At 71.0% G+C, this 21,567-nt stretch carries 21 protein-coding genes; 8 read left to right on the top strand and 13 right to left on the bottom strand.

What is annotated here, in order from left to right:
* Window positions 1-25: 25 nt before the first annotated feature.
* The 3 genes from OF819_RS20140 to OF819_RS20130 all read right to left on the bottom strand — a co-directional run bounded on the left by OF819_RS20140 (window position 26) and on the right by OF819_RS20130 (window position 3,595).
* Window positions 26-658, bottom strand: coding sequence for an imidazolonepropionase-like domain-containing protein (locus tag OF819_RS20140; RefSeq protein WP_267244988.1), 633 nt, complete (start codon window positions 656-658; stop codon window positions 26-28).
* A gap of 7 nt (window positions 659-665) precedes the next feature.
* Entirely contained in the window at window positions 666-1,865 is a 1,200-nt protein-coding gene (gene mqnC, locus OF819_RS20135; protein ID WP_267244987.1) for a cyclic dehypoxanthinyl futalosine synthase, read from the bottom strand.
* 74 nt (window positions 1,866-1,939) lie between these two features.
* Entirely contained in the window at window positions 1,940-3,595 is a 1,656-nt protein-coding gene (locus OF819_RS20130) for a serine/threonine-protein kinase (protein ID WP_267245022.1), read from the bottom strand.
* 382 nt (window positions 3,596-3,977) lie between these two features.
* On the opposite strand from OF819_RS20130, the gene OF819_RS20125 reads away from it, so the two are divergent.
* On the top strand, window positions 3,978-5,012 hold the full coding sequence (locus OF819_RS20125; protein WP_267244986.1) for an alpha/beta hydrolase: 1,035 nt from the start codon (window positions 3,978-3,980) through the stop codon (window positions 5,010-5,012).
* Between the two features lie 75 nt (window positions 5,013-5,087).
* On the opposite strand, the gene OF819_RS20120 is transcribed toward OF819_RS20125, so the two are convergent.
* Complete coding sequence (locus tag OF819_RS20120) at window positions 5,088-5,942, bottom strand: menaquinone biosynthetic enzyme MqnA/MqnD family protein (protein WP_267244985.1); 855 nt, start codon at window positions 5,940-5,942, stop codon at window positions 5,088-5,090.
* Window positions 5,943-6,202: 260 nt separating this feature from the next.
* On the opposite strand from OF819_RS20120, the gene OF819_RS20115 reads away from it, so the two are divergent.
* Window positions 6,203-6,406, top strand: coding sequence for a cold-shock protein (locus OF819_RS20115; protein WP_003984261.1), 204 nt, complete (start codon window positions 6,203-6,205; stop codon window positions 6,404-6,406).
* 124 nt (window positions 6,407-6,530) lie between these two features.
* On the opposite strand, the gene OF819_RS20110 is transcribed toward OF819_RS20115, so the two are convergent.
* Entirely contained in the window at window positions 6,531-8,333 is a 1,803-nt protein-coding gene (locus OF819_RS20110; protein ID WP_267244984.1) for an AMP-dependent synthetase/ligase, read from the bottom strand.
* Window positions 8,334-8,421: 88 nt separating this feature from the next.
* Between OF819_RS20110 and OF819_RS20105 the strand changes: the two genes are divergently transcribed.
* The 3 genes from OF819_RS20105 to OF819_RS20095 all read left to right on the top strand — a co-directional run bounded on the left by OF819_RS20105 (window position 8,422) and on the right by OF819_RS20095 (window position 11,296).
* On the top strand, window positions 8,422-9,450 hold the full coding sequence (locus OF819_RS20105; protein ID WP_416370579.1) for an AraC family transcriptional regulator: 1,029 nt from the start codon (window positions 8,422-8,424) through the stop codon (window positions 9,448-9,450).
* Between the two features lie 104 nt (window positions 9,451-9,554).
* A complete protein-coding gene (locus tag OF819_RS20100; RefSeq protein WP_267244982.1) occupies window positions 9,555-10,754 on the top strand; it encodes a lipase family protein in 1,200 nt (399 codons plus the stop codon).
* A 101-nt stretch (window positions 10,755-10,855) separates the two neighbouring features.
* Window positions 10,856-11,296, top strand: a complete 441-nt coding sequence (locus OF819_RS20095) for a DUF1992 domain-containing protein (RefSeq protein ID WP_267244981.1) — start codon at window positions 10,856-10,858, stop codon at window positions 11,294-11,296.
* A 27-nt stretch (window positions 11,297-11,323) separates the two neighbouring features.
* Here OF819_RS20095 and OF819_RS20090 read toward each other — a convergent pair whose 3' ends face one another.
* Window positions 11,324-11,941: a TetR/AcrR family transcriptional regulator gene (locus OF819_RS20090; RefSeq protein WP_267244980.1), complete on the bottom strand. Its 618-nt coding sequence runs from the start codon at window positions 11,939-11,941 to the stop codon at window positions 11,324-11,326.
* A gap of 295 nt (window positions 11,942-12,236) precedes the next feature.
* Between OF819_RS20090 and OF819_RS20085 the strand changes: the two genes are divergently transcribed.
* Entirely contained in the window at window positions 12,237-13,313 is a 1,077-nt protein-coding gene (locus OF819_RS20085; RefSeq protein ID WP_267244979.1) for a 2OG-Fe(II) oxygenase family protein, read from the top strand.
* A gap of 81 nt (window positions 13,314-13,394) precedes the next feature.
* Here OF819_RS20085 and OF819_RS20080 read toward each other — a convergent pair whose 3' ends face one another.
* The 4 genes from OF819_RS20080 to OF819_RS20065 all read right to left on the bottom strand — a co-directional run bounded on the left by OF819_RS20080 (window position 13,395) and on the right by OF819_RS20065 (window position 17,231).
* Complete coding sequence (locus tag OF819_RS20080) at window positions 13,395-14,774, bottom strand: dicarboxylate/amino acid:cation symporter (RefSeq protein ID WP_416370578.1); 1,380 nt, start codon at window positions 14,772-14,774, stop codon at window positions 13,395-13,397.
* Window positions 14,775-15,134: 360 nt separating this feature from the next.
* Complete coding sequence (locus OF819_RS20075) at window positions 15,135-15,425, bottom strand: DUF4229 domain-containing protein (RefSeq protein ID WP_267244978.1); 291 nt, start codon at window positions 15,423-15,425, stop codon at window positions 15,135-15,137.
* Window positions 15,426-15,563: 138 nt separating this feature from the next.
* Entirely contained in the window at window positions 15,564-16,727 is a 1,164-nt protein-coding gene (mqnE, locus tag OF819_RS20070) for an aminofutalosine synthase MqnE (protein WP_267244977.1), read from the bottom strand.
* 48 nt (window positions 16,728-16,775) lie between these two features.
* Complete coding sequence (locus OF819_RS20065; protein WP_267244976.1) at window positions 16,776-17,231, bottom strand: Lrp/AsnC family transcriptional regulator; 456 nt, start codon at window positions 17,229-17,231, stop codon at window positions 16,776-16,778.
* A 113-nt stretch (window positions 17,232-17,344) separates the two neighbouring features.
* Here OF819_RS20065 and OF819_RS20060 point away from each other — a divergent pair, with 113 nt between their 5' ends.
* A complete protein-coding gene (locus tag OF819_RS20060; protein ID WP_267244975.1) occupies window positions 17,345-17,491 on the top strand; it encodes a hypothetical protein in 147 nt (48 codons plus the stop codon).
* 5 nt (window positions 17,492-17,496) lie between these two features.
* Here OF819_RS20060 and OF819_RS20055 read toward each other — a convergent pair whose 3' ends face one another.
* The gene (locus tag OF819_RS20055) at window positions 17,497-18,177 is read right to left on the bottom strand and encodes a UbiX family flavin prenyltransferase (protein ID WP_267244974.1); all 681 of its coding nucleotides are present in this window, start codon (window positions 18,175-18,177) and stop codon (window positions 17,497-17,499) included.
* Between the two features lie 95 nt (window positions 18,178-18,272).
* Between OF819_RS20055 and OF819_RS20050 the strand changes: the two genes are divergently transcribed.
* On the top strand, window positions 18,273-18,887 hold the full coding sequence (locus tag OF819_RS20050) for a rhomboid family intramembrane serine protease (RefSeq protein ID WP_267244973.1): 615 nt from the start codon (window positions 18,273-18,275) through the stop codon (window positions 18,885-18,887).
* Window positions 18,888-18,999: 112 nt separating this feature from the next.
* Here OF819_RS20050 and mqnP read toward each other — a convergent pair whose 3' ends face one another.
* On the bottom strand, window positions 19,000-19,902 hold the full coding sequence (gene mqnP / locus OF819_RS20045; RefSeq protein ID WP_267244972.1) for a menaquinone biosynthesis prenyltransferase MqnP: 903 nt from the start codon (window positions 19,900-19,902) through the stop codon (window positions 19,000-19,002).
* Entirely contained in the window at window positions 19,899-21,353 is a 1,455-nt protein-coding gene (locus tag OF819_RS20040) for a menaquinone biosynthesis decarboxylase (protein WP_267244971.1), read from the bottom strand. The genes mqnP and OF819_RS20040 overlap by 4 nt, the downstream gene beginning before the upstream one ends.
* Window positions 21,354-21,567 lie beyond the last annotated feature (214 nt).

The raw sequence follows: 21,567 nt of genomic DNA, 5'->3' as shown, positions 1-21,567 counted from the left end.
GGCGGCCGGAAGACGGCCAGGGGGCTCAGCGCCGCCGGTATACCAGCCGTCCGGCGAGCACGGTGGCGACGCAGGCGCCCGCGCCGCGTTCGACGAGCGCGGTCTCGTCCGGGACGTCGAAGGCCGCCAGGTCGGCGCGGCCGGCCTCCCGCAGGGGCCCGTGGGCCGCGGCCGCGAGGCCGCCGGCGAAGGGGTCGAGGTGCGGGGGCCGGTCGGCAAGGGCGCTGGGCGCGGGAAGGACTGCCAGGCCGGAGCGGGCGACCGCGGGGCGCACCCACTGAGGGAAGGGCCCGGTCAGGGCGGTGACGCCGTGCGCCAGCATGCGCTGGAGGCCCCGCCGTACGCTGCCCGCCCAGCGTGCCTCGTCCAGCCGCAGCCGCTCCAGCGCCTCCCCTGTGATCGGCTCCGTGCCGAGCAGGTCGGCCTCGCGCGGGTCCGGGTGGTAGGCGCGGGTGAGCAGCTGCCGGGCGTGCGGCTGGCACAGGCCGGGGGTGAGGACGCCCGGCCAGCGCCGTACACGTGCCGCGGGGTGCGCGGCGGCGAGCTCCTCGTACGGGCCGAGGGCGGCGATCCGGTCGCCGTCGAGGAGGACCGCGCCGTCGGCGACGGGCGGCGCGCCGACCGGCAGCAGCAGGGGCGCGGTGTGCAGCGTCAGCAACGCCGCCTCAGCTGGACGCGAGGAGCTTCAGCTCCGGGTGGGCCGTGCCGCCCTCGATGGCCGTGGAGGAGATATGGGAGGCCACGCGCTCGTCGACGGGGTCGTTCGCGGGGTCGTCGTGGACCACGAGGTGCTCGTATGTCGTCGCGCGCTGCGCCGGGACCCGGTCCGCGCGGCGGATCAGGTCGATGATCTCCTGGCGGTTCGAGCGGTGCTTCGCGCCCGCCGAGGAGACCACGTTCTCCTCCAGCATGATCGAGCCCAGGTCGTCCGCGCCGTAATGCAGCGACAGCTGGCCGATCTCCTTGCCGGTGGTCAGCCAGGAGCCCTGGATATGGGCGATGTTGTCCATGAAGAGCCGGGCGATCGCGATCATCCGCAGATACTCGAAGATCGTGGCCTGCGTGCGGCCCTTCAGATGGTTGTTCTCCGGCTGGTAGGTGTACGGGATGAAGGCCCGGAAGCCGCCCGTCCGGTCCTGTACATCGCGGATCATCCGCAGATGCTCGATCCGCTCGGCGTTGGTCTCGCCCGTCCCCATCAGCATGGTCGACGTGGACTCGACGCCGAGACCGTGCGCGATCTCCATGATCTCCAGCCAGCGCTCGCCGCTCTCCTTCAGCGGGGCGATGGCCTTGCGCGGACGCTCCGGGAGCAGCTCCGCGCCCGCGCCCGCGAAGGAGTCGAGGCCCGCGGCATGGATGCGGGAGATGGCCTCCTCGACCGGGACGCCCGAGATGCGGGCCATGTGCTCGACCTCGGACGCGCCCAGCGAGTGGATCACCAGCTGGGGGAACTCCTTCTTGATCGCCGCGAAGTGCTTCTCGTAGTACTCGACGCCGTAGTCCGGGTGGTGCCCGCCCTGGAACATGATCTGCGTGCCGCCCAGCTCCACGGTCTCCGCGCAGCGCCGCAGAATGTCGTCCAGATCCCGTGTCCAGCCCTTGGCAGCGTCCTTCGGCGGTGCGTAGAACGCGCAGAACTTGCACGCCGTCACACACACATTGGTGTAGTTGATGTTCCGCTCGATGATGTACGTGGCGATGTGCTCCGTGCCCGCGTACCGCCTCCGCCGCACCTCGTCGGCCGCCGCGCCCAGCGCATGCAGCGGCGCGTGGCGGTACAGGTCGAGGGCTTCCTCGGGGGTGATCCGCCCACCTGCGGCGGCACGGTCGAGGATGGGCTGAAGGTCGGCCTTCTCGATCACCGGGCGTCCCTTTCGAAGGGTTCTGGACGGACCGGACCAGCCTACGCCAGCGGTTTCGCTCGGTTTTCGCCCCCTCAGCCGCTCGGCTCGGCCCTCTTGGCCAGGGTCGCGGACGGCTTGCCCGCCGCCTCCTCCTGCGACTGGTAGCGCAGGGTGCCGTCGCCGCCGAGCGTGAACGTCAGCTCCGCGAGGCCCCCGGTGCACTTGCCCTCGCCCGCGCCCGGGCGGTCCGGGTCGGGCCGCTCCTCGACGCGGACCTCGCGGGCGGTCGCCGACACCAGTTTGCCGATGCCATGGCAGGTGATCTCCACGCCCAGCAGAGAGATGGAGTTGGTGGTGCGCAGGACGTCCTCCCCCTTCGCGCCTGCCTGGAACTCCGCCGTCACCTGACCGTGCGGCAGCCCGGTCCGCTCCACCGCGGGACCGCTCCAGGTGCCGACGAACGTCTCCGGCAGGGTGTCAAAGGCGCCGTCGCCGTCCCGCGTCGTCGACGGCTGCGGGGAGGTGGCGGGCGGACGGGCCGCGCCATCGCCCTCGCCGTTCCGGCCGCCCGAGCCGAAGTCGGGCCACAGGTCGAGCAGATACGTGCCGCCGACCGTGACGGCCGCGAGCGCGCCCGCGACGGTCAGCGCCACCGTGCAGCTGACCCTCCGGCCGCGGGTGCGACGTCCCGGGGTCTCCGGCTGCCGGTCCCCGGCAGGCGCGGACGTCGGCTCCACCGGGGGGCCGAACACGCCGATCACGGGCCTGGAGAAGTCAACGGGGCCGGAGGCGGGGCCGGGAGCGGAGCGGGACGCGGGGCCGGGTGCGGGCCCGGACGCCGGGTCCGGCTCCGTCACCTCAAGATTCAGCAGGCTGACGGCCGACCGGCTCACCTGCTCCACCAGCGGCCCCGGCAGCCACCCCTGCCCCAGCAGCGCCGCCGCCCCCTCCGGCGCGAGGCCGCGTACGACGTCCTGCGGAGCGGGCCGCGCGGCCGGGTCCTTGGCCAGACAGGCGGCGACCAGCTCCCGCAGCTCGCCCTGGAGCGCGCCCAGTTCGGGCTCCTCGTGCACCACCTTGTACAGCAGCGCGGCGGACGAGTCGCCGGGGAAGGGCGCCTCGCCGGTCGCCGCGTACGCCAGCACCGCGCCCAGCGAGAAGACGTCCGCCGCGCCGGTGACGCCCTTGCCGAGGATCTGCTCGGGCGACATATAGCCGGGCGAGCCGACGGACACACCGGTCGACGTCAGCGAGGCCGTCCCGTCCGTCGCCCGCGCGATCCCGAAGTCGATCAGCCGCGGGCCCTCGGGCGTCAGCAGCACATTGGAGGGCTTCACATCGCGGTGTACGAGATCCAGGGCGTGCACGGTCCGAAGCGCCTCGGCGAGCCCCGCGCCCAGCGCCCGTACGGAGTGAGCCGGCAGCGGGCCGTGTTCGGCGACGGCGGAGGAGAGCGGAGGGCCGGCCACATAGCCGGTGGCGATCCAGGGCACGGAGGCGTCCGGATCGGCGTCGAGCACGGGGGCCGTCCAGCGGCCGCCGACGCGCCGCGCCGCCTCTGCCTCGCGCCGGAAGCGTGCGCGGAACTCCTCGTCCAGCGCGAAGTGGGGGTGGACCACCTTGACGGCGACGGTGCGGCCGCCTGCGCTGCGGCCGAGGTAGACCCGGCCCATGCCGCCCGCGCCGAGCCGGCCGAGCAGCCGGTATGCGCCGACGGAGGTCGGCTCTCCCGGTTCCAGCGGCTGCATCTGCACTTCGCGTCACTCCCCCGAACTCCCCGCGGCGCATTGCCGCGGGGCCAGCCTAGGCCGTGCCCGGCGGGTCTTTCCCCCTCCCCGCCCCTTCCCGTAACTGGGGGGCTCCGCCCCCAGACCCCCGGTACGGCCTTCGGCCGTGTCCTCAATCGCCGGACGGGCTGGATTTTCCAGCCCCTCCGGCGTTTGAGGAGCGGGGGTCCGGGGGCGGAGCCCCCGTAAAGACCCACTGGTCGCCGCCCAGGCGGCCCCCGTGGGCCGCGTCACGGGAATGGTCCCCGCGCGCAGCCAACCAATCCCCCCGCTCCGGCATCTCTTCAGGCGTCCATCCACACATGACCGTATTTCCCGTCATGTCGGAAGATTCGGAGCAACGATGAAACGCCTTCCCCAGGCTCTGATGACCGCCGTCGCCCTCGCCGCGCTCACGCTCGCCGCCGGCTGTTCCAGCGAGGGCGACCCGGTCAGCTTTGACACCCCAGGGGCGAGGGCCGCGGCCGCCGGCGGGGCGGGGGCCAAGGGCGGGCGGGCGGCCGAGGCCGCTGCCAAGACGCAGCTGCCGACCGGGCCCAAGGCTTCGTTCACCACGGCCAACACGCTGGACGACGGCACCAGGATCGGCGTGACGACGCTGGAGGGCAGGAAGTCCGGCTTCACGGGCCAGGTGTGGGTGTGGGCCCCGAAGGAGTACTTCGACCCCGCCTACGCCTCCAGCGGCTTCCCCGTTCTGATCTCCCTGCCGGGCGGGCACGGCTATCCCACGAACTACTGGATGGGCACGGACCTGAAGCTCCAGGAGAACATCAGCCGGTGGTCGGAAGAGGGCGCGAGCCTGCCGTTCATCGTGGTGATGCCGGTGCTCAACCCGGACTCCGACCACTACTACGACGGCAGCGACATCCCGGGCCAGCCGAAGATGGGCACCTGGATGACCGAGGACGTGCCGGACTTCGTCCGGGCCAATTTCCGCACCTTCAAATCCCGTGACGGCTGGGCGTTCATGGGGTCGTCCTCCGGCGGGTTCGTCGGCCTGAAGTCGGCGCTGGAGCGTCCGGACAAATTCAAGGCGGTGATCGCCTCGGGCCCGGACACTGTGCCCGACTCCCCGCTCTGGTCCGGGCATGAGAGGGAACGCCAGGCGAACAACCCGGAAAAACTCGCGGAATCTCTGTCGACGCGGCCTGACACCAAGGAAAACGAGGTGTTTCTGGCCTTCCAGATCGGCACCAAGGAGTCCGGGATGAACAATCTGAAGAGGTTCATCCGCGACTACGGCAAGGGGCCGGTGAAGACCCGTCTCCAGGTCATCGAGAACGGCGGGCACGACGCCCGCAGTTACGTACGGGGCATGGGGGAAGGCTCACTCAAGTGGATCAGCGAACAGATGCAGGCCCCGATCCGCGTCCCCTGAGCCACGCGCAGTCGCCCGGGCGGAGCCCCGGCCCGGGACTCGGGCTGGGACTCGGCCCGGGAGCCGGGCCGCGGCTCAGGCGGGGCCGAGCAGTTCGACCGTCACATCCGCCGGAAAGCCGGTCGTCGGGCCGGTCCTGCGGGCGAATTCCCGTACCCCGGCAAGCTGTTCGACACCGAAGCGGAAGTCGAGCGTGGTGAAGTAGCGCTCCAGCAGCTCGGCGTCGAACGCCTCCCAGCGGGCGGCCTGCTCTGCGACCTTCCCGACCTCCTCCAGGGACAGATCGCGCGAGGCGAGAAATGCCTCGTGCACCCTCCGTACGACCACGGGCTCGCGCTCCAGATACTCCCTGCGCGCCGCCCACACCGCGAAGACGAACGGCAGGCCGGTCCACTCCTTCCACATCTGTCCCAGGTCATGGACCTGGAGGCCGAGCCGCGGCGCATCGTGCAGCGAGGCGCGCAGCGCCGCATCCCCGATGAGCACGGCCGCCTCCGCCTCCTGCATCATCACGCCCAGGTCGGGAGGGCAGGTGTAGTAGTCGGGGGCGACCTGGTGCCGCTCCGCGAGCAGCAGCTGCGCCAGCCGTACGGACGTGCGGGAGGTGGAGCCGAGGGCCACCCGCGCGCCGTCCAGCTTCTCCAGCGGGAGCTGCGACACGATCACGCAGGACATGACGGGGCCGTCGCACCCGACCGCGAGATCGGGGAAGGCGACCAGCCGGTCCGCGTTGCGCAGGAATTCCACAAGGGTGATCGGGGCGATGTCGAGGTCGCCCTGCACCAGGCGCTCGCTGAGCTTCTCCGGGGTGTCCTTGGTCAGCTCAAGATCAAGCAGCGTTCCGGTCCGCGCCAGCCCCCAGTAGAGCGGCAGACAGTTCAGGAACTGGATGTGGCCGACGCGGGGCCGGCTCCGCAGGGATTTGTCCACATCGTGAGGCTAGACCCGGCCACCCGGCCCGGCGCCGCCGGGTCCGCCGTCAGCGCGGCGACACCCTCTGTCAAACATCCGGGTGACGTGATCTTTCCCTCTACCGCAACGAACACCGTGCGTGCTAGGCTCAACGCAAGTTGCAGTTTGGTTTCCCTTGCAGTACAGAGCCTGCGGAGCATGTAACCCGCAGGCTTTTGTAGTTTTCAGACTTCTTGCAGGTTCTGGAGCAGGGCAACCCTTTGGCCCAAGGAGGGCTTATGGCTACCGGAACCGTCAAGTGGTTCAACGCTGAAAAGGGCTTCGGCTTCATCGCCCAGGACGGCGGCGGCCCGGATGTCTTCGTTCACTACTCCGCGATCAACGCCTCTGGCTTCCGCTCCCTGGAGGAGAACCAGCAGGTGAACTTTGACGTCACGCAGGGCCCGAAGGGCCCGCAGGCGGAGAACGTCACCCCGGTCTAAGCGACCCGGGCGGCTATCGCGTCCTACTTAGCAGTACCCAAGGAGCCCTGTTCCGTACTTTCGTACGAGCAGGGCTCCTGCCTTTTCGGCCCCGTTTCCGGGCCCCTCTTCCCGGGCCCCGGTTTCAGCCCTCCGCGTACAGCCTGTCGACGTCGTCGGCGTACTTCTCCAGCACGGCCCGCCGCCGGACCTTGAGCGTCGGAGTCAGCTCCCCGCCCTCGACGCTGAAACCCCCGTCCAGGACCGTGAACGCCCTGACCCGCGCCGGGCGCGACAGCGTCGCATTGGCGGCGTCCACCGCCTGCTGGACGAGGAAGCGCACGGCGTCCGGGCCCAGACCGCGGACCTCGTCGGGGTCGACCGCGATCAGGGCGACCGGATACGGGCGGCGGTCGCCGGCCAGCACCGCATGCGCCACACAGGGCGCACGCTCGATGGCCAGCTCGGCGTGGGACGGGGTCAGATTCTTGCCGGACGAGGTGATGATCAGGTCCTTCTTGCGGCCGGTGACGGTCAGGAACCCGTCCTCGTCCAGCGCGCCCAGATCCCCGGTGTGCAGCCAGCCGTCCGCGTCGAGCACGGCGGCGGTGGCCTCCGGGTCGCGGTGGTAGCCGGGGAAGACCGCGGGCCCGCGGGCGAGGATTTCGCCGTCGTCCGCGATATCGACCTCGCAGCCGCCGATGGGCCGCCCCACCGTGCCGTACCGCACCGCGCCCGGATGGTTGAGGGAGATCACCCCGCCGGACTCGGTCATTCCGTATCCCTCGTAGACGGCGATCCCGCAGGCCCGCAGAAAGTCCAGCGTGGCCGGTGCGATGGGGGCCGCGCCGGTCAGCGCCCAGCGCAGCCGGCCGCCGAAGGCCTCGCGGACCGGTCCGTACAGGCGCTCGTCTGCCTCCTCGCAGGCGGCCCGCAAGTCGTCCGGCAGCCGTCCCTCGGCCGCCAGCACCCCGATCCGCACCGCCTCCTCGAACCGCTCACGGCCGCCCTCCTGCGACTGGGCCAGCGACAGCACGGCCGAGTGGACCTTCTCGAAGAGCCGGGGCACGGAGGGCAGATGGGTGGGCCGCGCCTCGGCCAGCTCCGCGACGACGTCCTCGATGCGGCCGCCGAAGAAGCACAGCTCGCCGCCGCGGACGAGGGTGGAGAACTCGGTCAGCTGGGCGAGCAGATGCGCAAGCGGCAGATACAGATACGTCCGGTCGCCGGGCCCGCCGTCCTGGAGCGGCAGTGTGGCGTCCAGGGTCGCGCCCAGGCAGCGGTGGGTGAGCCGGCAGCCCTTCGGCGGGCCGGTGGTGCCGGAGGTGTAGACGATCGCGGCGTCGTCCTCGTCCCGTACGCTCCCGGCCCGCGCCGCCAATGCGTCGTCGACCGCCAATGCGTCGTCGAGCGGCAGCACGTCGTCGAGCGGAGCGCCATGAGGCGCGGGGGCGTCCGCCGGGGTGTCCGTGAGCAGCAGCACATGCCGCAGGTGCGGCAGCGCGCCCGCGGCCCTGAGCGCCTCCACCCGTGCCGCCTGGGCGTCGTTCTCGCACAGTGCCAGCGAGGCGGCGGAGTCGGAGAGCACCCAGCGCAGCTCGGCCTCGCCCGCCGTCGGATAGACCGGGACCGTCACCGCGCCCGCGGCGAGCACGGCCAGATGGGCACAGGTCCACTCGGGACGGGTCTCGGACAGGATCGCGACCCGGTCCCCGGCCGCTGTGCCCAGGTCCAGGAGGCGTCGGCCGCACCGCCGTACCAGGGTGCGGAGCCCGGCGTACGACACCGTCTCCCATCCGCCCCGCTCGGATCGCGTCTTGAATCTCAGCGCGGGATGGCCGGCGTAGCGCCCGCCCGCCCACTCCGCGAGCAGCGCCAGCGTCGGGGGACGGTCGTACGTCCGGTCCTGCGGCCGGTCCTGCGTCCGAGGAGGTTCGCATCGCGTCATGAGCCGACGGTAGGGACGGTGTCCCGGCCACCGGGATGACGGAAAACGTCAGCCCCGCTGACCGGGCCGCTCAACCCCGCTACGGTCGATGACCATGGGGAAGCGGACCATCACCGTCCACCATGTGCGGGCCGTGCTGCGCGGGGCCCAGCGGCACGGGCTGGACACGACACCCCTGCTCCAGGCGGCCGGCATCCCGCCGCTGCTGCTCGGCGACGACCGCGCCCGGGTCACGCCCGATCAGTTCGCCCTGCTGTTCCGGGCGCTGTACCGGGCGACCGGGGACGAGTTCCTGGGCCTCGGGTCCGCCCCGAGCCGCCCCGGCACCTTCGCCATGATGTGCCATGCCTCGCTGGGCTGCCGCGATCTGGGCGCAGCCGTCGACCGGGGCATCGCCTTCTACCGGCTCTTCCCCCACGGCCCCGATCTCGCCCTCACGGCGGACGGCGAGGAGGCGACGTTCGCGGTCCGCAACGACCTCGCCCGGGACGGGGAACGCTTCCTCAGCGAATGTCTGCTGATCATCTGGCATCGGCTGTGCAGCTGGCTGATCGGCCGGCGCATCCCGCTCCTGAGGGCCGGATTCGGCTATCCCCCGCCGCCCCACAAGGACGAGTATCCGCTGCTCTTCGGCTGCCCCGTGCGCTTCGGGGAGCAGGCGACGGCCGTCGTCTTCGACGCGCACTGGCTCCGGTCGCCGCTGGTGCGGGACGAGGAGGCGCTTCAGGAGATGCTGCGGGGCTCGCCGTTCGAGCTGCTCAGCCGTCGCGAGTACGGCACGACCTGCGCCGAGCGGGTCCGCCGCGCGCTCGCGCGGTCGCTGGTCTCGTCGCCGCGGCTGCCGTCGCTTGGCGAGCTGGCGGCCCGGCTGGCGGTCAGCCCGGCGACCCTGCGGCGCAGGCTTCAGCAGGAGGGCACCTCGTATCAGCAGCTCAAGGACGCGGTACGGCGGGACGCGGCGATCGCCGGGCTCGTGGAGGGGCGCGAGCCCATCGCGGAGCTGGCGGCGCGGCTCGGCTTCTCCGAGGACACGTCGTTCCACCGGGCGTTTCGGCGGTGGACGGGCACGACGCCGGGCGCGTACCGCAACCGCTACCCGGCGGGCGGGTCCGGTTGACAGAAAGTCAGTAAAGCTGAGCTTCCCGGTCAGGACGGAACTTACCCGCCGGTCACTACGGTCTCCCCAACCGCCCAGCTCATGGACCGTTGGGAGAGCCGCCTATGCGTCTCCGTACAAAAGCGCTGGCCCTGGCCGTCACGCTCGGTCTGTCGGCAGCCGTGCCAGCCGCCGCCTCCGCCGAGACCGGCGCCGGGACCTCTGCCGCGACCGCCGCTGAGACCGCCGCTGAGACCGCCGCGCCCGGCGATCTCGTCGCCACCGAGCCCAGCTCCTTCCACCCCCTGCCCGGACAGCCCACCCGCACCAAGGCCTGGCGCATCGAGTACCGGTCGACCACCGCGCTCGGAGCGCCCAGCGTCGTCTCCGGCACGGTGATCGTCCCCCAGGACGGCCGCGACGCCGACGACGGGCCCAGGCCGCTGATCACCTACGCCGTCGGCACGGTCGGCCTCGGCGACAGCTGCGCGCCGAGCGCGGGCTTCCCGCACGGCACGACGCTCGAAGCCAACCTCATCCAGCAGCTCACCCTGCGCGGCTGGGCCGTGGTCGTCACCGACTACGAGGGTTTGGGCACACCGGGCGACCACACCTACACGGTGGGCCGCTCGGCGGGCCATGCCGTCCTCGACGCGGCGCGCGCCGCGATCGCCCTGCCCGAGGCGGGTCTCGCGCCCGATGCCCCGGTGGGCATCATGGGGTACTCGCAGGGCGGCCAGGCCTCCAGCTGGGCCGCCGAGCTGCACGGCTCGTACGCGCCCGAGCTGAACGTGAAGGGCACGGTCACCGGCGGCGTCCCCGCGAAGCTCGCCGCCCTCGCGCCCGTCCACGACGGCTCGTACGGCTCCGGGCTGCTGTTCATGGCCGCCGCCGGGCAGGACGCGGCCTTCCCGGAGCTGAAGCTCGACTCCTATCTGAACCGGGCGGGCAAGGCGCTGATCGGCTTCCTGCGGAACAACTGCGTGGCGGTCGACACGACGGTCGGCTCCTTCAAGAAGATCTCCGACCTGACCGTGCGCGACCCGCTGCAGACGCCGGAGTGGCAGCGCCGGCTGAGCGAGTCCGACCTCGGCACGCGCGCGCCCGACCACCCCGTGTATCTGTACCACGCCCTCGCCGACGAGCTGATCCCGTACTCGCTCGGCCGCGGGCTGCGTGACGACTGGTGCGCGCGGGGCGCGGATGTGCGGTGGCGCACGATCTGGCTCGGCGAGCACGTCAGCGGCGTGATCACGGAGTCGGTCCGGGCGGGCGACTGGCTTGCCGGCCGTTTCGCGGGCGAACGGACGTCCGGCACCTGCTGACCCCGCACCACACGGTGCGCTCTGGCACTCCCTGGCCGGGATTCACCGCTTCGAGCGGCGGATCCCGGCCATCTGGCACGCCGGGCTCGTACGCTGGAGTCATGACGGAGCGGAAGCCACCCGGTGTCAGCTTTGAATCATGGGTCGACCGGCAGATCCGTGAGGCGACGGAGCGCGGCGACTTCAAGGACCTGCCCGGCATCGGCATGCCCCTGCCGGAGAGCGGCGAGGCCTACGACGATCTGTGGTGGGTCAAGGGCAAGATGCAGCGCGAGGGCCTGTCCGTGCTGCCGCCGACGCTCGCGCTCCGCAAGGAGGCGGAGGACGCGCTGGCGTCCGCGGCCCGGGCCCCCTCGGAGACGGCGGTGCGCCGCATCGTGGCCGGGATCAACGAGAAGATCGCCCAGGCGATCCGCCGCCCGCCGGAGGGGCCGCCGCTGGGGCTCAAGCCGTACGACGTCGAGGAGGTCGTACAGCAGTGGCGCCGACGGCACGGCGACGGCGGAGAATCGGCGGACCGCCGAGCGGCGGCGGACGGCTGAGCGCCGGCCGCTCCGTCCCGCTGAGCGTCAGCGCGGAGGAGACCACCGCCGGTCCTCCATGAGGTTGCCGAGGCCCATCCAGGCGAAGTTCATCAGGGTGCCGGCCGCCTCCTTGGCCGTCACGCCCCCGGTCTCGTTCGCCCAGCCCGCGAGGGACTCCGCCGCGCCCACCAGCGCCTGGGCCAGCCCCGCGACATCGCGGTCGCCCAGCTCCGGGCCGCGGTGCGTCTCACGGGCGGCGGCCCCTATCAGCGCCGTCACAAAGGCCACCAGTTCATTCCGCATCGCCGTGACCACCGCGGCGAACGGCTCGCCGTGCGTACGCGCCTGACGGTGCAGCACCGCCCAGCCGTCCGGGTGCCGCGCGGTGTGCGTGAAGAACGCCGCGAGCCCCGTCCACAGCTGCCGGTCGGCGGGAAGCCCCGGCTCGACCCCGGCCCGCACGGCCTCGATCAGCGCCTGCGCCTCCCGTCGGATGCAAGCGGTGAACAGCTCCTCCTTGGAGTTCAGATACAGATAGACCAGGGGTTTTGACACCCCCGCCAGTTCGGCGATCTCGTCCATCGACGCCGCGCGGTAGCCGCGCTGTCCGAAGGTCCGCACCGCGGCGTCCATCATCTGGCGCTCGCGGACGGCACGCGGCATGCGTTTGCCCTTCGCGCTCGTCGCACTCGTCGCACTCGTCGCGCTGGTCGCACTGGTAGCGCTCTTCGCCGCACCCATCTCAGAACATCCTCCCGCCCCACACGCCACACCTGCTTCCCCCGCTCCCCCTACCGCCCGGTAAGCCTACGGCCCGCCGATGGCCCTGAACCGCTCCTCGCGGCCGGGTGGCCGAGGAGTAACTGAACCTTCCTCACGTTCCCTACGTGTTGCGGCCATAGGAACGCTCAGCGACGCCCGGCGGCGCGCAGGAGACATCACAAGAGAGGCGAGCGGGATGACGACGCTTCAGACGTTCCATCTGCCGGAGTCGGTCCGCGGCGATGCGGCCGACCACGCTCTCGGCCAGGCGCTTCTGCGAGCCTGGCGGACCGACGGCGTCTTCCAGGCCGCCGCGTCCCCCGCGCAGGACGCCCTCACCGGCTCCGCGACGGGCGCCGCGCGGCGGTTCTTCATCAGGCCGCACCTGGCCAAATCGGCGCTCGTCAGCGATCTGTCCTACAGCGGCTATGCCGCCTCGGGCGAGGAGCTGACCGCGGGCGAGCCGGACCGGCCGGAGATCTTCACCGTCACCCGGGACATCCCCCGGGACGATCCTCGGGTACGGGACGGCTGGCCGTGCCACGGCCCCGTGCCCTGGCCGGGCGCGGACTTCCGACAGGCCGTCAGCGCCTTTGCGGCGGGCCTGGGCGCCCTCGCTGAAACGATCCTGCAACTCACGGCGCTGGGTCTCGGTCTGTCCGACCCCGCCGCGCTGACCTCCCTGACCCGCGACGGCTGGCACCATCTGCGCGTCCTGCGCTTCCCGCCCGCACCCGCCGGCGCCCCCACCCCCGCCGGCGCCGTCCGCGGCATCGGCGCGCACACCGACTACGGGCTGCTGGTCCTCGCGGTCCAGGACGGCGTCGGCGGCCTCTACGTCCGCCCGCCCCTCCCCGGCGAGCCCCGGGCCCGCAACTGGCGGGAGGGCGAGAGCACGGCGGGGATGTACGAGCAGGACGCCGGCTGGATCTACGTCCCGCCGACGCCCTCCGCCATCACGGTCTTCCCCGGCGACATCCTCCAGTTCCTGACGGACGGCGCTCTGCTCTCCACCCCGCACAAGGTCCAGCTGGCCGACCGCGAGCGCTTCGCTCTGGCCTACTTCCACGAACCGGCCTTCGACACCACGCTGCGCCCGCTCACCGCGGCCCCCGGCGCGGCCGCCGAAACCCTCCACTACGGGACCCACTTCACCCGGATGTTCACCCGCTGCTACCCGGACCGCGCCGCCACCCGCCGTATCCAGGCCGAGAACCGCATGGCGGTCCTGCACCGCCTCCGGGCCGCCGCCGTGCCGGGCGTCGCGAGCTGACGGCAGCGCCACGGCGTGCCCGCACCCGCCCAACGGCCGGCCGCGGGCACGTCCCCCGCGGAGCGCTGCCTCCGCGGAGCGCTAGGCCGCGACCACCGGAAGCGACGGCTTCCGCTCGGCCTCGCGGACGTCCGTGTCCGTGATCGGGGACGAGGTGGCCGAGTTGTACGCGTCGTGGTCGAGGATCTTCTCGCGGGCCGCGACGACGACCGGGACCAGCGCCTGGCCGGCGACGTTCGTGGCCGTGCGCATCATGTCCAGGACCGGGTCAATGGCCAGCAGCAGACCCACGCCCTCCAGCGGAAGGCCCAGGGTGGAGAGGGTCAGGGTGAGCATGACCGTCGCTCCGGTCAGGCCCGCCGTGGCGGCGGAGCCGACGACCGAGACGAAGACGATGAGCAGATACTCCTGGATGCCGAGCTGGATCCCGAAGATCTCCGCGATGAAGATCGCGGCGATGGCCGGGTAGATCGCGGCGCAGCCGTCCATCTTGGTCGTCGCGCCGAACGGCACCGCGAAGGAGGTGTACTCCTTCGGAACGCCGAGGCGCTCGGTGACCCGCTGCGTGACCGGCATGGTGCCGACGGAGGAGCGGGAGACAAAGGCCAGCTGGATGGCGGGCCAGGCGCCGCGGAAGAACTGCACCGGGCTGACCTTGGCGACGGTGGCGAGCAGCAGCGGGTAGACGCCGAACAGCACCAGCGCGCAGCCGATGTAGATGTCCGCGGTGAAGGTGGCGTACTTGCCGATCAGCTCCCAGCCGTAGTCGGCGATCGCATAGCCGATGAGGCCGACGGTGCCGAGCGGCGCCAGGCGGATGACCCACCACAGGGCCTTCTGCAGCAGCTCCAGCACGGACTCGCTCAGCGCGAGGATCGGCTGGGCGCGCTCGCCGAGCTTGAGGGCGGCGATGCCGGCGACGGCGCCCATGAAGACGATCTGCAGGACGTTCAGCTCGGTGAAGGGCGTGATGACGTCGGTCGGGATGATCCCGGTCAGGAAGTCGATCCAGCTGCCCTCGTGCTTGGGCGCGGCCCCGTCGCGGGGCGTGAGGCCGGTGCCGGAGCCCGGGTTGGTGAGCAGGCCGATGGTCAGGCCGATGCCGACCGCGATCAGCGATGTGATCATGAACCAGAGCAGGGTGCGGGTGGCCAGCCGGGCGGCGTTGTTGACCTTCCGCAGATTGGTGATCGACACCAGGATCGCAAAGAAGACGAGCGGCGCGACGGCCAGCTTCAGCAGCTGGACGAAGATCGAGCCGATCTGGTCGAGGGTGTCCTTGAGCCAGGAGACGTCCTGGCTGCGGGCGAGCCAGCCGAGCAGGACGCCCAGGGTGAGACCGGCGACGATCTGGGCCCAGAACGGGACCTTCGGCAGCCGGAAGCCGGACGCGGGAGCCGGGGCGGGGGAATCGGCCGGGGAGGGGGACGCGGATGGGGTGTTCGCGGTGTTCGCGGACACGGGCACACTCCAGTGACGTATAGAGCTTCAAGTCATACGGACAGAAGGTGCGGCGCCCACGCGCAGATGCGCGGCGCCGCTGCATGATGCCGGGTCAGACCGAGCGGCAACAGACCGCGGACATACAGCGGCAGAGATCGACATGCAGGCGCGCCACGAGCGGGATGCCCGCGGCGTCGTGGTGGCGGCGCACTGCTGTCGTCATGCCGGACACGTTAACACTTGAACTTTGAGAAGCTCAAAGCTCTTCTTTGGGTCTGATTCGAAGGCGGTCACGCCCCAAAACCACAGAGTCCCAGCCAGGGAGCGGGTACTCCCCTGCTGGGACTCCGGAAGGTATGCGGACGGATGTGAGGAAGGTTACGCCCCGTCCTCCTGGGTGCGGTTCGCCTCCAGGCGCGCCTTCGCCCGGTCCACCTGGTCGACGATCTGCTCGGACATCGCCTCCCGCTGCCTGCGCAGCAGCACAAAGCTGAGCGGCGCGGAGACGACGAGCGCCAGCAGCACGACCCAGACGAAGTTGGAGTCGCCGAGCCCCTTGGGCAGGATGCCGAACTGGACCAGCCCGGCGACGACGAGGAACGAGCCGACGAAGACGGCAAGACGCAGGAGTGTGTACCGGATCGCGGCGTTCGGCTTTGCTGCGGACACGGCGGGCCTTCTCTCTTCGTACGACAGGCGATGCCTGTCCAGTGAAGCACGACGCGCAGTGGATCAATCGGGCGGGCGGGGCAGCGCCGCGGGCGGCGGTCAGCCTCGCGACGGCGGGGCAGCCCCGCGCCGGGCGGGTCAGACCCGCATCGGCTGGGGGGACTCCCGGCGGTCCGGGTCCGGCCCCGGGTACTCCCGGATCACCTCGTACCGGGTGTTCCGCTCCACCGGGCGGAAGCCCGCATCGCGGATCAGGTCCAGCAGATCGTCCCGCGTCAGCTTGTTCGGCGTGCCGTAGTTGTCCGCGTCATGCGTGATCTTGTATTCGACGACCGAGCCGTCCATGTCGTCCGCGCCGTGCTGCAGCGCGAGCTGGGCGGTCTGCACGCCGTGCATCACCCAGAAGACCTTCACATGCCGGACGTTGTCGAACAGCAGCCGGGACACCGCGAACGTCTTCAGCGCCTCCGCGCCCGTCGCCATCGTGGTGCGCGCCTGGAGCGTGTTGCGGACCTTGCCGTCCTTCATGTCGACGAAGTCGTGCTGGTAGCGCAGCGGGATGAAGACCTGGAAGCCGCCGGTCTCGTCCTGGAGCTCACGCAGCCGCAGGACGTGGTCCACCCGGTGCCGCGGCTCCTCGATATGGCCGTACAGCATCGTGCACGGGGTCTTGAGCCCCTTCTCGTGCGCGAGGCGGTGGATGCGCGACCAGTCCTCCCAGTGGGTGCGGTGGTCGACGATGTGCTGGCGGACCTCCCAGTCGAAGATCTCCGCGCCGCCGCCGGTCAGCGACTCAAGGCCCGCCTCGATCAGCTCATCCAGGATCTCGGAGGCCGAGAGTCCCGAGATGGTCTCGAAGTGGTGGATCTCGGTCGCGGTGAACGCCTTCAGCGAGACGTTCGGCAGCGCCTTCTTCAACTCGCTCAGCGAGCGCGGGTAGTAACGCCACGGCAGATTGGGGTGGAGCCCGTTGACGATGTGCAGCTCGGTGAGGTTCTCGCTCTCCATCGCCTTGGCGAGGCGGACGGCCTCCTCGATGCGCATCGTGTACGCGTCCTTCTCCCCCGGCTTGCGCTGGAAGGAGCAGTACGCACAGGACGCCGTGCACACGTTCGTCATATTCAGATGACGGTTGACGTTGAAGTGGACGACGTCGCCGTTCTTGCGGGTGCGCACCTCGTGGGCGAGCCCGCCGAGCCAGGCCAGGTCGTCCGACTCGTACAGCGCGATGCCGTCCTCACGGGTCAGCCGCTCGCCGGAGCGGACCTTCTCCTCCAGCTCGCGCTTGAGTCCAGCGTCCATGCGCCCGCCTCCCATACGTCAATCAATCGGGCCCCACCCAGACTACGGCTACGCCTCTTCGGGCAGGTCCCCGACCCGGTTCTCCCACTTCGTGGACAGCACGATCGTCGTACGCGTACGGGACACGCCCCGCGTCCCCGACAGCCGGCGGATCGTCTTCTCCAGGCCGTCGACGTCGGTGGCGCGCACCTTGAGCATGTACGAGTCGTCGCCCGCGATGAACCAGCAGTCCTCGATCTCGGCGAGGTCCTTCAGCCGGCGCGCCACATCCTCGTGGTCGGCGGCGTCGGAGAGCGAGATGCCGATGAGCGCGGTGACGCCGAGGCCGAGCGAGGGCGCGTCGACCGTGGCGCGGTAGCCGGTGATGACGCCCGCGGCCTCGAGACGGTTGATCCGGTCGGTGACGGAGGGACCGGAGAGCCCCACCAGCCGGCCGAGCTCCGCATACGAGGCCCTGCCGTTCTCCCTGAGGGCCTGGATGAGCTGCCTGTCCACGGCGTCCATAAGCCTGAGCCTTCCATTGTTCAGCAATACCGCAAGTTTACGTGTAGAATCTAAGGCATACAGGGCCGACACCCTGTGAATCTTTCAGACGATCAACGACGATCCTTCAGGAGATGAAACCCACCGTGTACACGATCGAGATGGCCTACGCCCAGATGCGACAGCTTCAGGAGCTGGCCGACCGCTCGCGTGCCCACCAGCCCCCGGCCGCCCGCCGGGCCGACAAGACCCGTACCCCGCGCCGCGCCAAGAAGCGCTGACCGGGCTAACCGGTACGAGAGCCGCCCAGCTCTCCCCCCCAACGGCGGTACAGCCGATGCGGCACGCCTGCCGCGTCCAGCACCCGCCCCGCGACGAAGTCCACCAGATCCTGGATGTGCGTCGCCCCCGCGTAGAACGCCGGAGAGGCGGGCAGCACCACGGCGCCCGCCTCGTCCAGCGTCACCAGCGCCTTCAGCGTCTGACCGCTGAGCGGAGTCTCCCGCACCGCCACGACCAACGGCCGCCGCTCCTTCAGCGTCACGCTCGCCGCCCGCTGCAGCAGATCCTTCGAAAGCCCCAGCGCCACACCCGCCACACAGGCCGTCGACGCGGGCACGATCAGCATCCCCTTGACGGGGTACGACCCCGAGGACGGCCCGGCGGCCAGATCCCCCGCCGCCCAGTGCCGTACGTCCGACACGTCCACCGCGCCGCCGTCGAACGCGTCGGGCTTGCTGTCGGCCCCGCGCGCCAGCCACTCGGCCAGATCCTCCCGCCAGCGCGCGTCCCTGAAGGAGATGCCCGTCTCGTCGAGCAGGGTCAGCCGCGCGGCCCGGCTCACCACCAGATCCACGCTCTCGCCCGCGGCGAGCAGACCGCGCAGCACGGCGGCCGCATAAGGGGTCCCCGACGCGCCCGACACCCCGACGACCCAGGGGCGACGCTGTTCTTGTACCGGCTCCACGCCAATGAGCCTATCCGCCGGGGCGGGCCCGGAACTGTGCACGGTGCCCCGGACGTTTCCGCGGAGAAGGCACTGCGACCGTGAGGGGGCTTTCCATGGCGACCGGGGAACCGACCGGATGGAGCCCGAGCGCCCGCGCCCTGGCCGCGGCCAAGCTGATGCTGGGCTGGGTGGCGCTGCTGTGGACCCTTCAGGCCCTCGACCTGGCGACGGGCGGCGGACTTCACACGTACGGGATCACACCGCGCCAGCCCGCCGAGCTGCGGGACGTCATCCCCGCGGCGTTTCTGCACCACGGCTTCGAGCATGTCGCGGCCAACACCGTGCCGCTGCTCATCCTGGGCTTTCTGGCCGCGCTCTCCGGCATCCGCCGCTTCCTCGCGGTCGCGGCGACCATCATCGTCGTCTCCGGCCTCGGCATCTGGCTGACCTCACCCGACAACAGCATCACCGCGGGCGCGTCCGGCGTCGTCTTCGGCCTCTTCGGCTATCTGCTGGTCCGCGGCTTCGTCAACCGCAAACCGCTGGAGGTCGTCATCGGCCTGGTCGTCGCCGCGCTGTACGGCTCCCTCATCTGGGGCGTCCTCCCCACGGACGCGGCCATCAGCTGGCAGGGCCATCTGTTCGGCCTGCTGGGCGGCGCGGCCGCGGCGTTCCTCTTCCGCGACCCGCCGCGGCGTCCGGCCGCCACGGGCCCGGGCGCCTGGTAACCGGGGGCTCCGCCCCCGGACCCCCGCGCCTCAATCTCCCCCAGCTGCCTCCCCCAGACTCCGTCCGGGGGCACCCCCACGGCGGTACCCCCACGGGACTGGATGTGGCCAGTCAGGCCGTGAGCCCCCGCACCAGCAGATCAAGCAGCGCACAGCAGAACAGCGCGATCCCGATAAAGCCGTTCACGGTGAAGAACGCCCGGTTCAGCCGCGAAAGATCATGCGGCCGCACAATCGTGTGCTCGTACACGAACGCCGTCGCCACCACCCCGAGCCCCAGCCAGAAGAACGCCCCCGCGTCCGTCGCCAGCGCGTACCAGACGAACAGCAGCATCGTCACCGCATGGCTCCACCGCGCACCCCACAGCGCCGCCGGAACGCCGAAGCGGGCCGGGACCGACATCACGCCCTGGGTGCGGTCCGCCTCGACGTCCTGGCAGGCGAAGATCAGGTCGAAGCCGCCGATCCAGATGCCGACGGCGAATCCGAGGATCACCGCCTCCCAGGACCATGCGCCGGTGACGGCGAGCCATGCCCCGATCGGGCCGATCGCCTGTGCCAGGCCCAGGATCGCGTGCGGGAAGTTGGTGAAGCGCTTGCCGTACGGATAGACCACCATCGGGATCACGGCGAGCGGGGCGAGGGCGAGGCAGAGCGGGTTCAGCGCGGCCGCCGCGCCCAGGAAGATCACCACGGCGATCAGCGCGCCGGTCCACGCGGAGCGCACGGAGACCGCTCCGGTGACCAGTTCCCGGCCCGCCGTGCGCGGATTGCGGGCGTCGATCTCACGGTCGATGATCCGGTTGCAGGCCATCGCGAAGGTGCGCAGCCCGACCATGGCGACGGTGACGAGGAGCAGTTCGCCCCAGTGGATGCTCTGGTCGATCCGGAACATCGCGGTGAGGGAGGCGATATAGGCGAAGGGCAGCGCGAAGACCGAGTGCTCGATCATCACCAGGCGCAGAAACGCGCGGGTGCGACCGGGTCCGGGTACGGCTGCGGCGGAGGCGCTCACGACAGCCCGTACTCCTTCCAGCGGCGGTCGACAAGCGCCGCCGTCTCCGGGTCGGACTCCACCATGTCCGGCCAGCCCCCGTCTCGCACGTACCCCTCCTCAGGCAGCTTGCGGGTCGCGTCGATGCCTGCCTTGCCACCCCAGAACTGCTGGTAGGAGGCGTGGTCCAGATGATCCACCGGGCCCTCGACCACGGTCAGGTCGCGTGCGTAGTCCGTGTTGCCGAGGGCCCGCCAGGACACCTCGTGCAGATCGTGGACATCGCAGTCGGCGTCCACCACCACGATCAGCTTGGTCAGCGACATCATGTGCGCGCCCCAGATGGCGTGCATGACCTTCTGCGCGTGCTTGGGGTACTTCTTGTCGATCGAGACGATCGCGCAGTTGTGGAAGCCGCCGGACTCGGGGAGGTGGTAGTCCACGATGTCCGGCACGATGATCTTGAGCAGGGGGAGGAAGAACCGCTCGGTGGCCCGGCCCAGCGGGCCGTCCTCCGTCGGCGGGCGGCCCACGACGATCGACTGGAGCAGCGGCCGGCGGCGCATGGTCACACAGTCGATGGTCAGCGCGGGGAACGGCTCCTGCGGGGTGTAGAAGCCGGTGTGATCGCCGAAGGGCCCTTCCGGCAGCATCTCGCCCGGCTCCAGCCAGCCTTCGAGCACGACCTCCGCCTGCGCGGGAACCTGCAGCGGGACGGTCTTGCAGTCGACCATCTCGATGCGCTTGCCCTGGACGAAGCCCGCGAAGAGATACTCGTCGATGTCGCCGGGCAGCGGCGCGGTGGACGCGTATGTCACGGCCGGCGGGCAGCCGAACGCGATCGCGACCGGCAGCCGTTCGCCGCGCTTGGCGGCGACCTGGTAGTGGTTGCGGCTGTCCTTGTGGATCTGCCAGTGCATGCCGATGGTGCTCCGGTCATGGCGCTGGAGCCGGTACAGGCCGAGGTTCCGGACGCCGGTCTCGGGGTGCTTGGTGTGGGTGAGGCCCAGGTTGAAGAAGGAGCCGCCGTCCTTGGGCCAAGTGAACAGCGCCGGCAGCCGGTCCAGATCCACGTCGTCGCCGCGCAGGACGACCTCCTGTACGGGGGCCTCCTTCACCTTCTTCGGCGGTACGTGGACCATCGAGCCGAGCTTGCCGAAGGCCTCGCGGACGCCGACGAAACCGTGCGGGAGCTCGGGCTTGAGCAGGCCGCCGATCTTGTCGCTGATCTCGGAGTACGACTTCAGTCCGAGGGCCTTGAGAAGCCGGCGGTCGGTGCCGAAGACGTTCATCGCGAGGGGCATCGCGGAGCCGCGGACATTCTCGAAGAGCAGCGCGGGCCCGCCGGCCTTGTTGACCCGGTCGACGATCTCCCCGACTTCCAGATACGGGTCGACTTCGGCCTTGATGCGCTTGAGGTCGCCCTCGCGCTCCAGCGCCCTGAGCAACGAGCGGAGATCGTCGTAAGCCATGTGCCCCAGTATCGCGGAGGGGGATGCGGGGGTTGCGCGCGCCCCGCGCAGAACAGACGGCCGTCGTACCGGGGGTCCGGGGGTCGCCCCCGGGCAAACACAGCCCGGAGGGGGACGCGGAGGCTGCGCGCGCCCCGCGCAGAACAGACGGCCGCCGTACCGGGGGTCCGGGGGTCGCCCCCGGACAAACACAGCCCGGAGGGGGACGCGGAGG

Source organism: Streptomyces sp. PR69 (assembly GCF_026420845.1).
Taxonomy (GTDB): domain Bacteria; phylum Actinomycetota; class Actinomycetes; order Streptomycetales; family Streptomycetaceae; genus Streptomyces.
The sequence above is the reverse complement of the archived record's forward strand: the minus strand, read 5'-3'. Positions and strand labels throughout refer to the sequence as shown.

Excerpts from the sequence above, each read along its gene's own strand:
- OF819_RS20130 (WP_267245022.1), bottom strand. The coding sequence starts at position 3,595 with ATGCAGCCGCTGGAACCGGGAGAGCCGACCTCCGTCGGCGCATACCGG.
- OF819_RS20125 (WP_267244986.1), top strand. The coding sequence starts at position 3,978 with ATGAAACGCCTTCCCCAGGCTCTGATGACCGCCGTCGCCCTCGCCGCG.
- OF819_RS20115 (WP_003984261.1), top strand. The coding sequence starts at position 6,203 with ATGGCTACCGGAACCGTCAAGTGGTTCAACGCTGAAAAGGGCTTCGGC.
- OF819_RS20110 (WP_267244984.1), bottom strand. The coding sequence starts at position 8,333 with ATGACGCGATGCGAACCTCCTCGGACGCAGGACCGGCCGCAGGACCGG.
- OF819_RS20105 (WP_416370579.1), top strand. The coding sequence starts at position 8,422 with ATGACCATGGGGAAGCGGACCATCACCGTCCACCATGTGCGGGCCGTG.
- OF819_RS20100 (WP_267244982.1), top strand. The coding sequence starts at position 9,555 with ATGCGTCTCCGTACAAAAGCGCTGGCCCTGGCCGTCACGCTCGGTCTG.
- OF819_RS20095 (WP_267244981.1), top strand. The coding sequence starts at position 10,856 with ATGACGGAGCGGAAGCCACCCGGTGTCAGCTTTGAATCATGGGTCGAC.
- OF819_RS20090 (WP_267244980.1), bottom strand. The coding sequence starts at position 11,941 with ATGCCGCGTGCCGTCCGCGAGCGCCAGATGATGGACGCCGCGGTGCGG.
- OF819_RS20085 (WP_267244979.1), top strand. The coding sequence starts at position 12,237 with ATGACGACGCTTCAGACGTTCCATCTGCCGGAGTCGGTCCGCGGCGAT.
- mqnE (WP_267244977.1), bottom strand. The coding sequence starts at position 16,727 with ATGGACGCTGGACTCAAGCGCGAGCTGGAGGAGAAGGTCCGCTCCGGC.
- OF819_RS20065 (WP_267244976.1), bottom strand. The coding sequence starts at position 17,231 with ATGGACGCCGTGGACAGGCAGCTCATCCAGGCCCTCAGGGAGAACGGC.
- OF819_RS20060 (WP_267244975.1), top strand. The coding sequence starts at position 17,345 with ATGAAACCCACCGTGTACACGATCGAGATGGCCTACGCCCAGATGCGA.
- OF819_RS20050 (WP_267244973.1), top strand. The coding sequence starts at position 18,273 with ATGGCGACCGGGGAACCGACCGGATGGAGCCCGAGCGCCCGCGCCCTG.
- OF819_RS20040 (WP_267244971.1), bottom strand. The coding sequence starts at position 21,353 with ATGGCTTACGACGATCTCCGCTCGTTGCTCAGGGCGCTGGAGCGCGAG.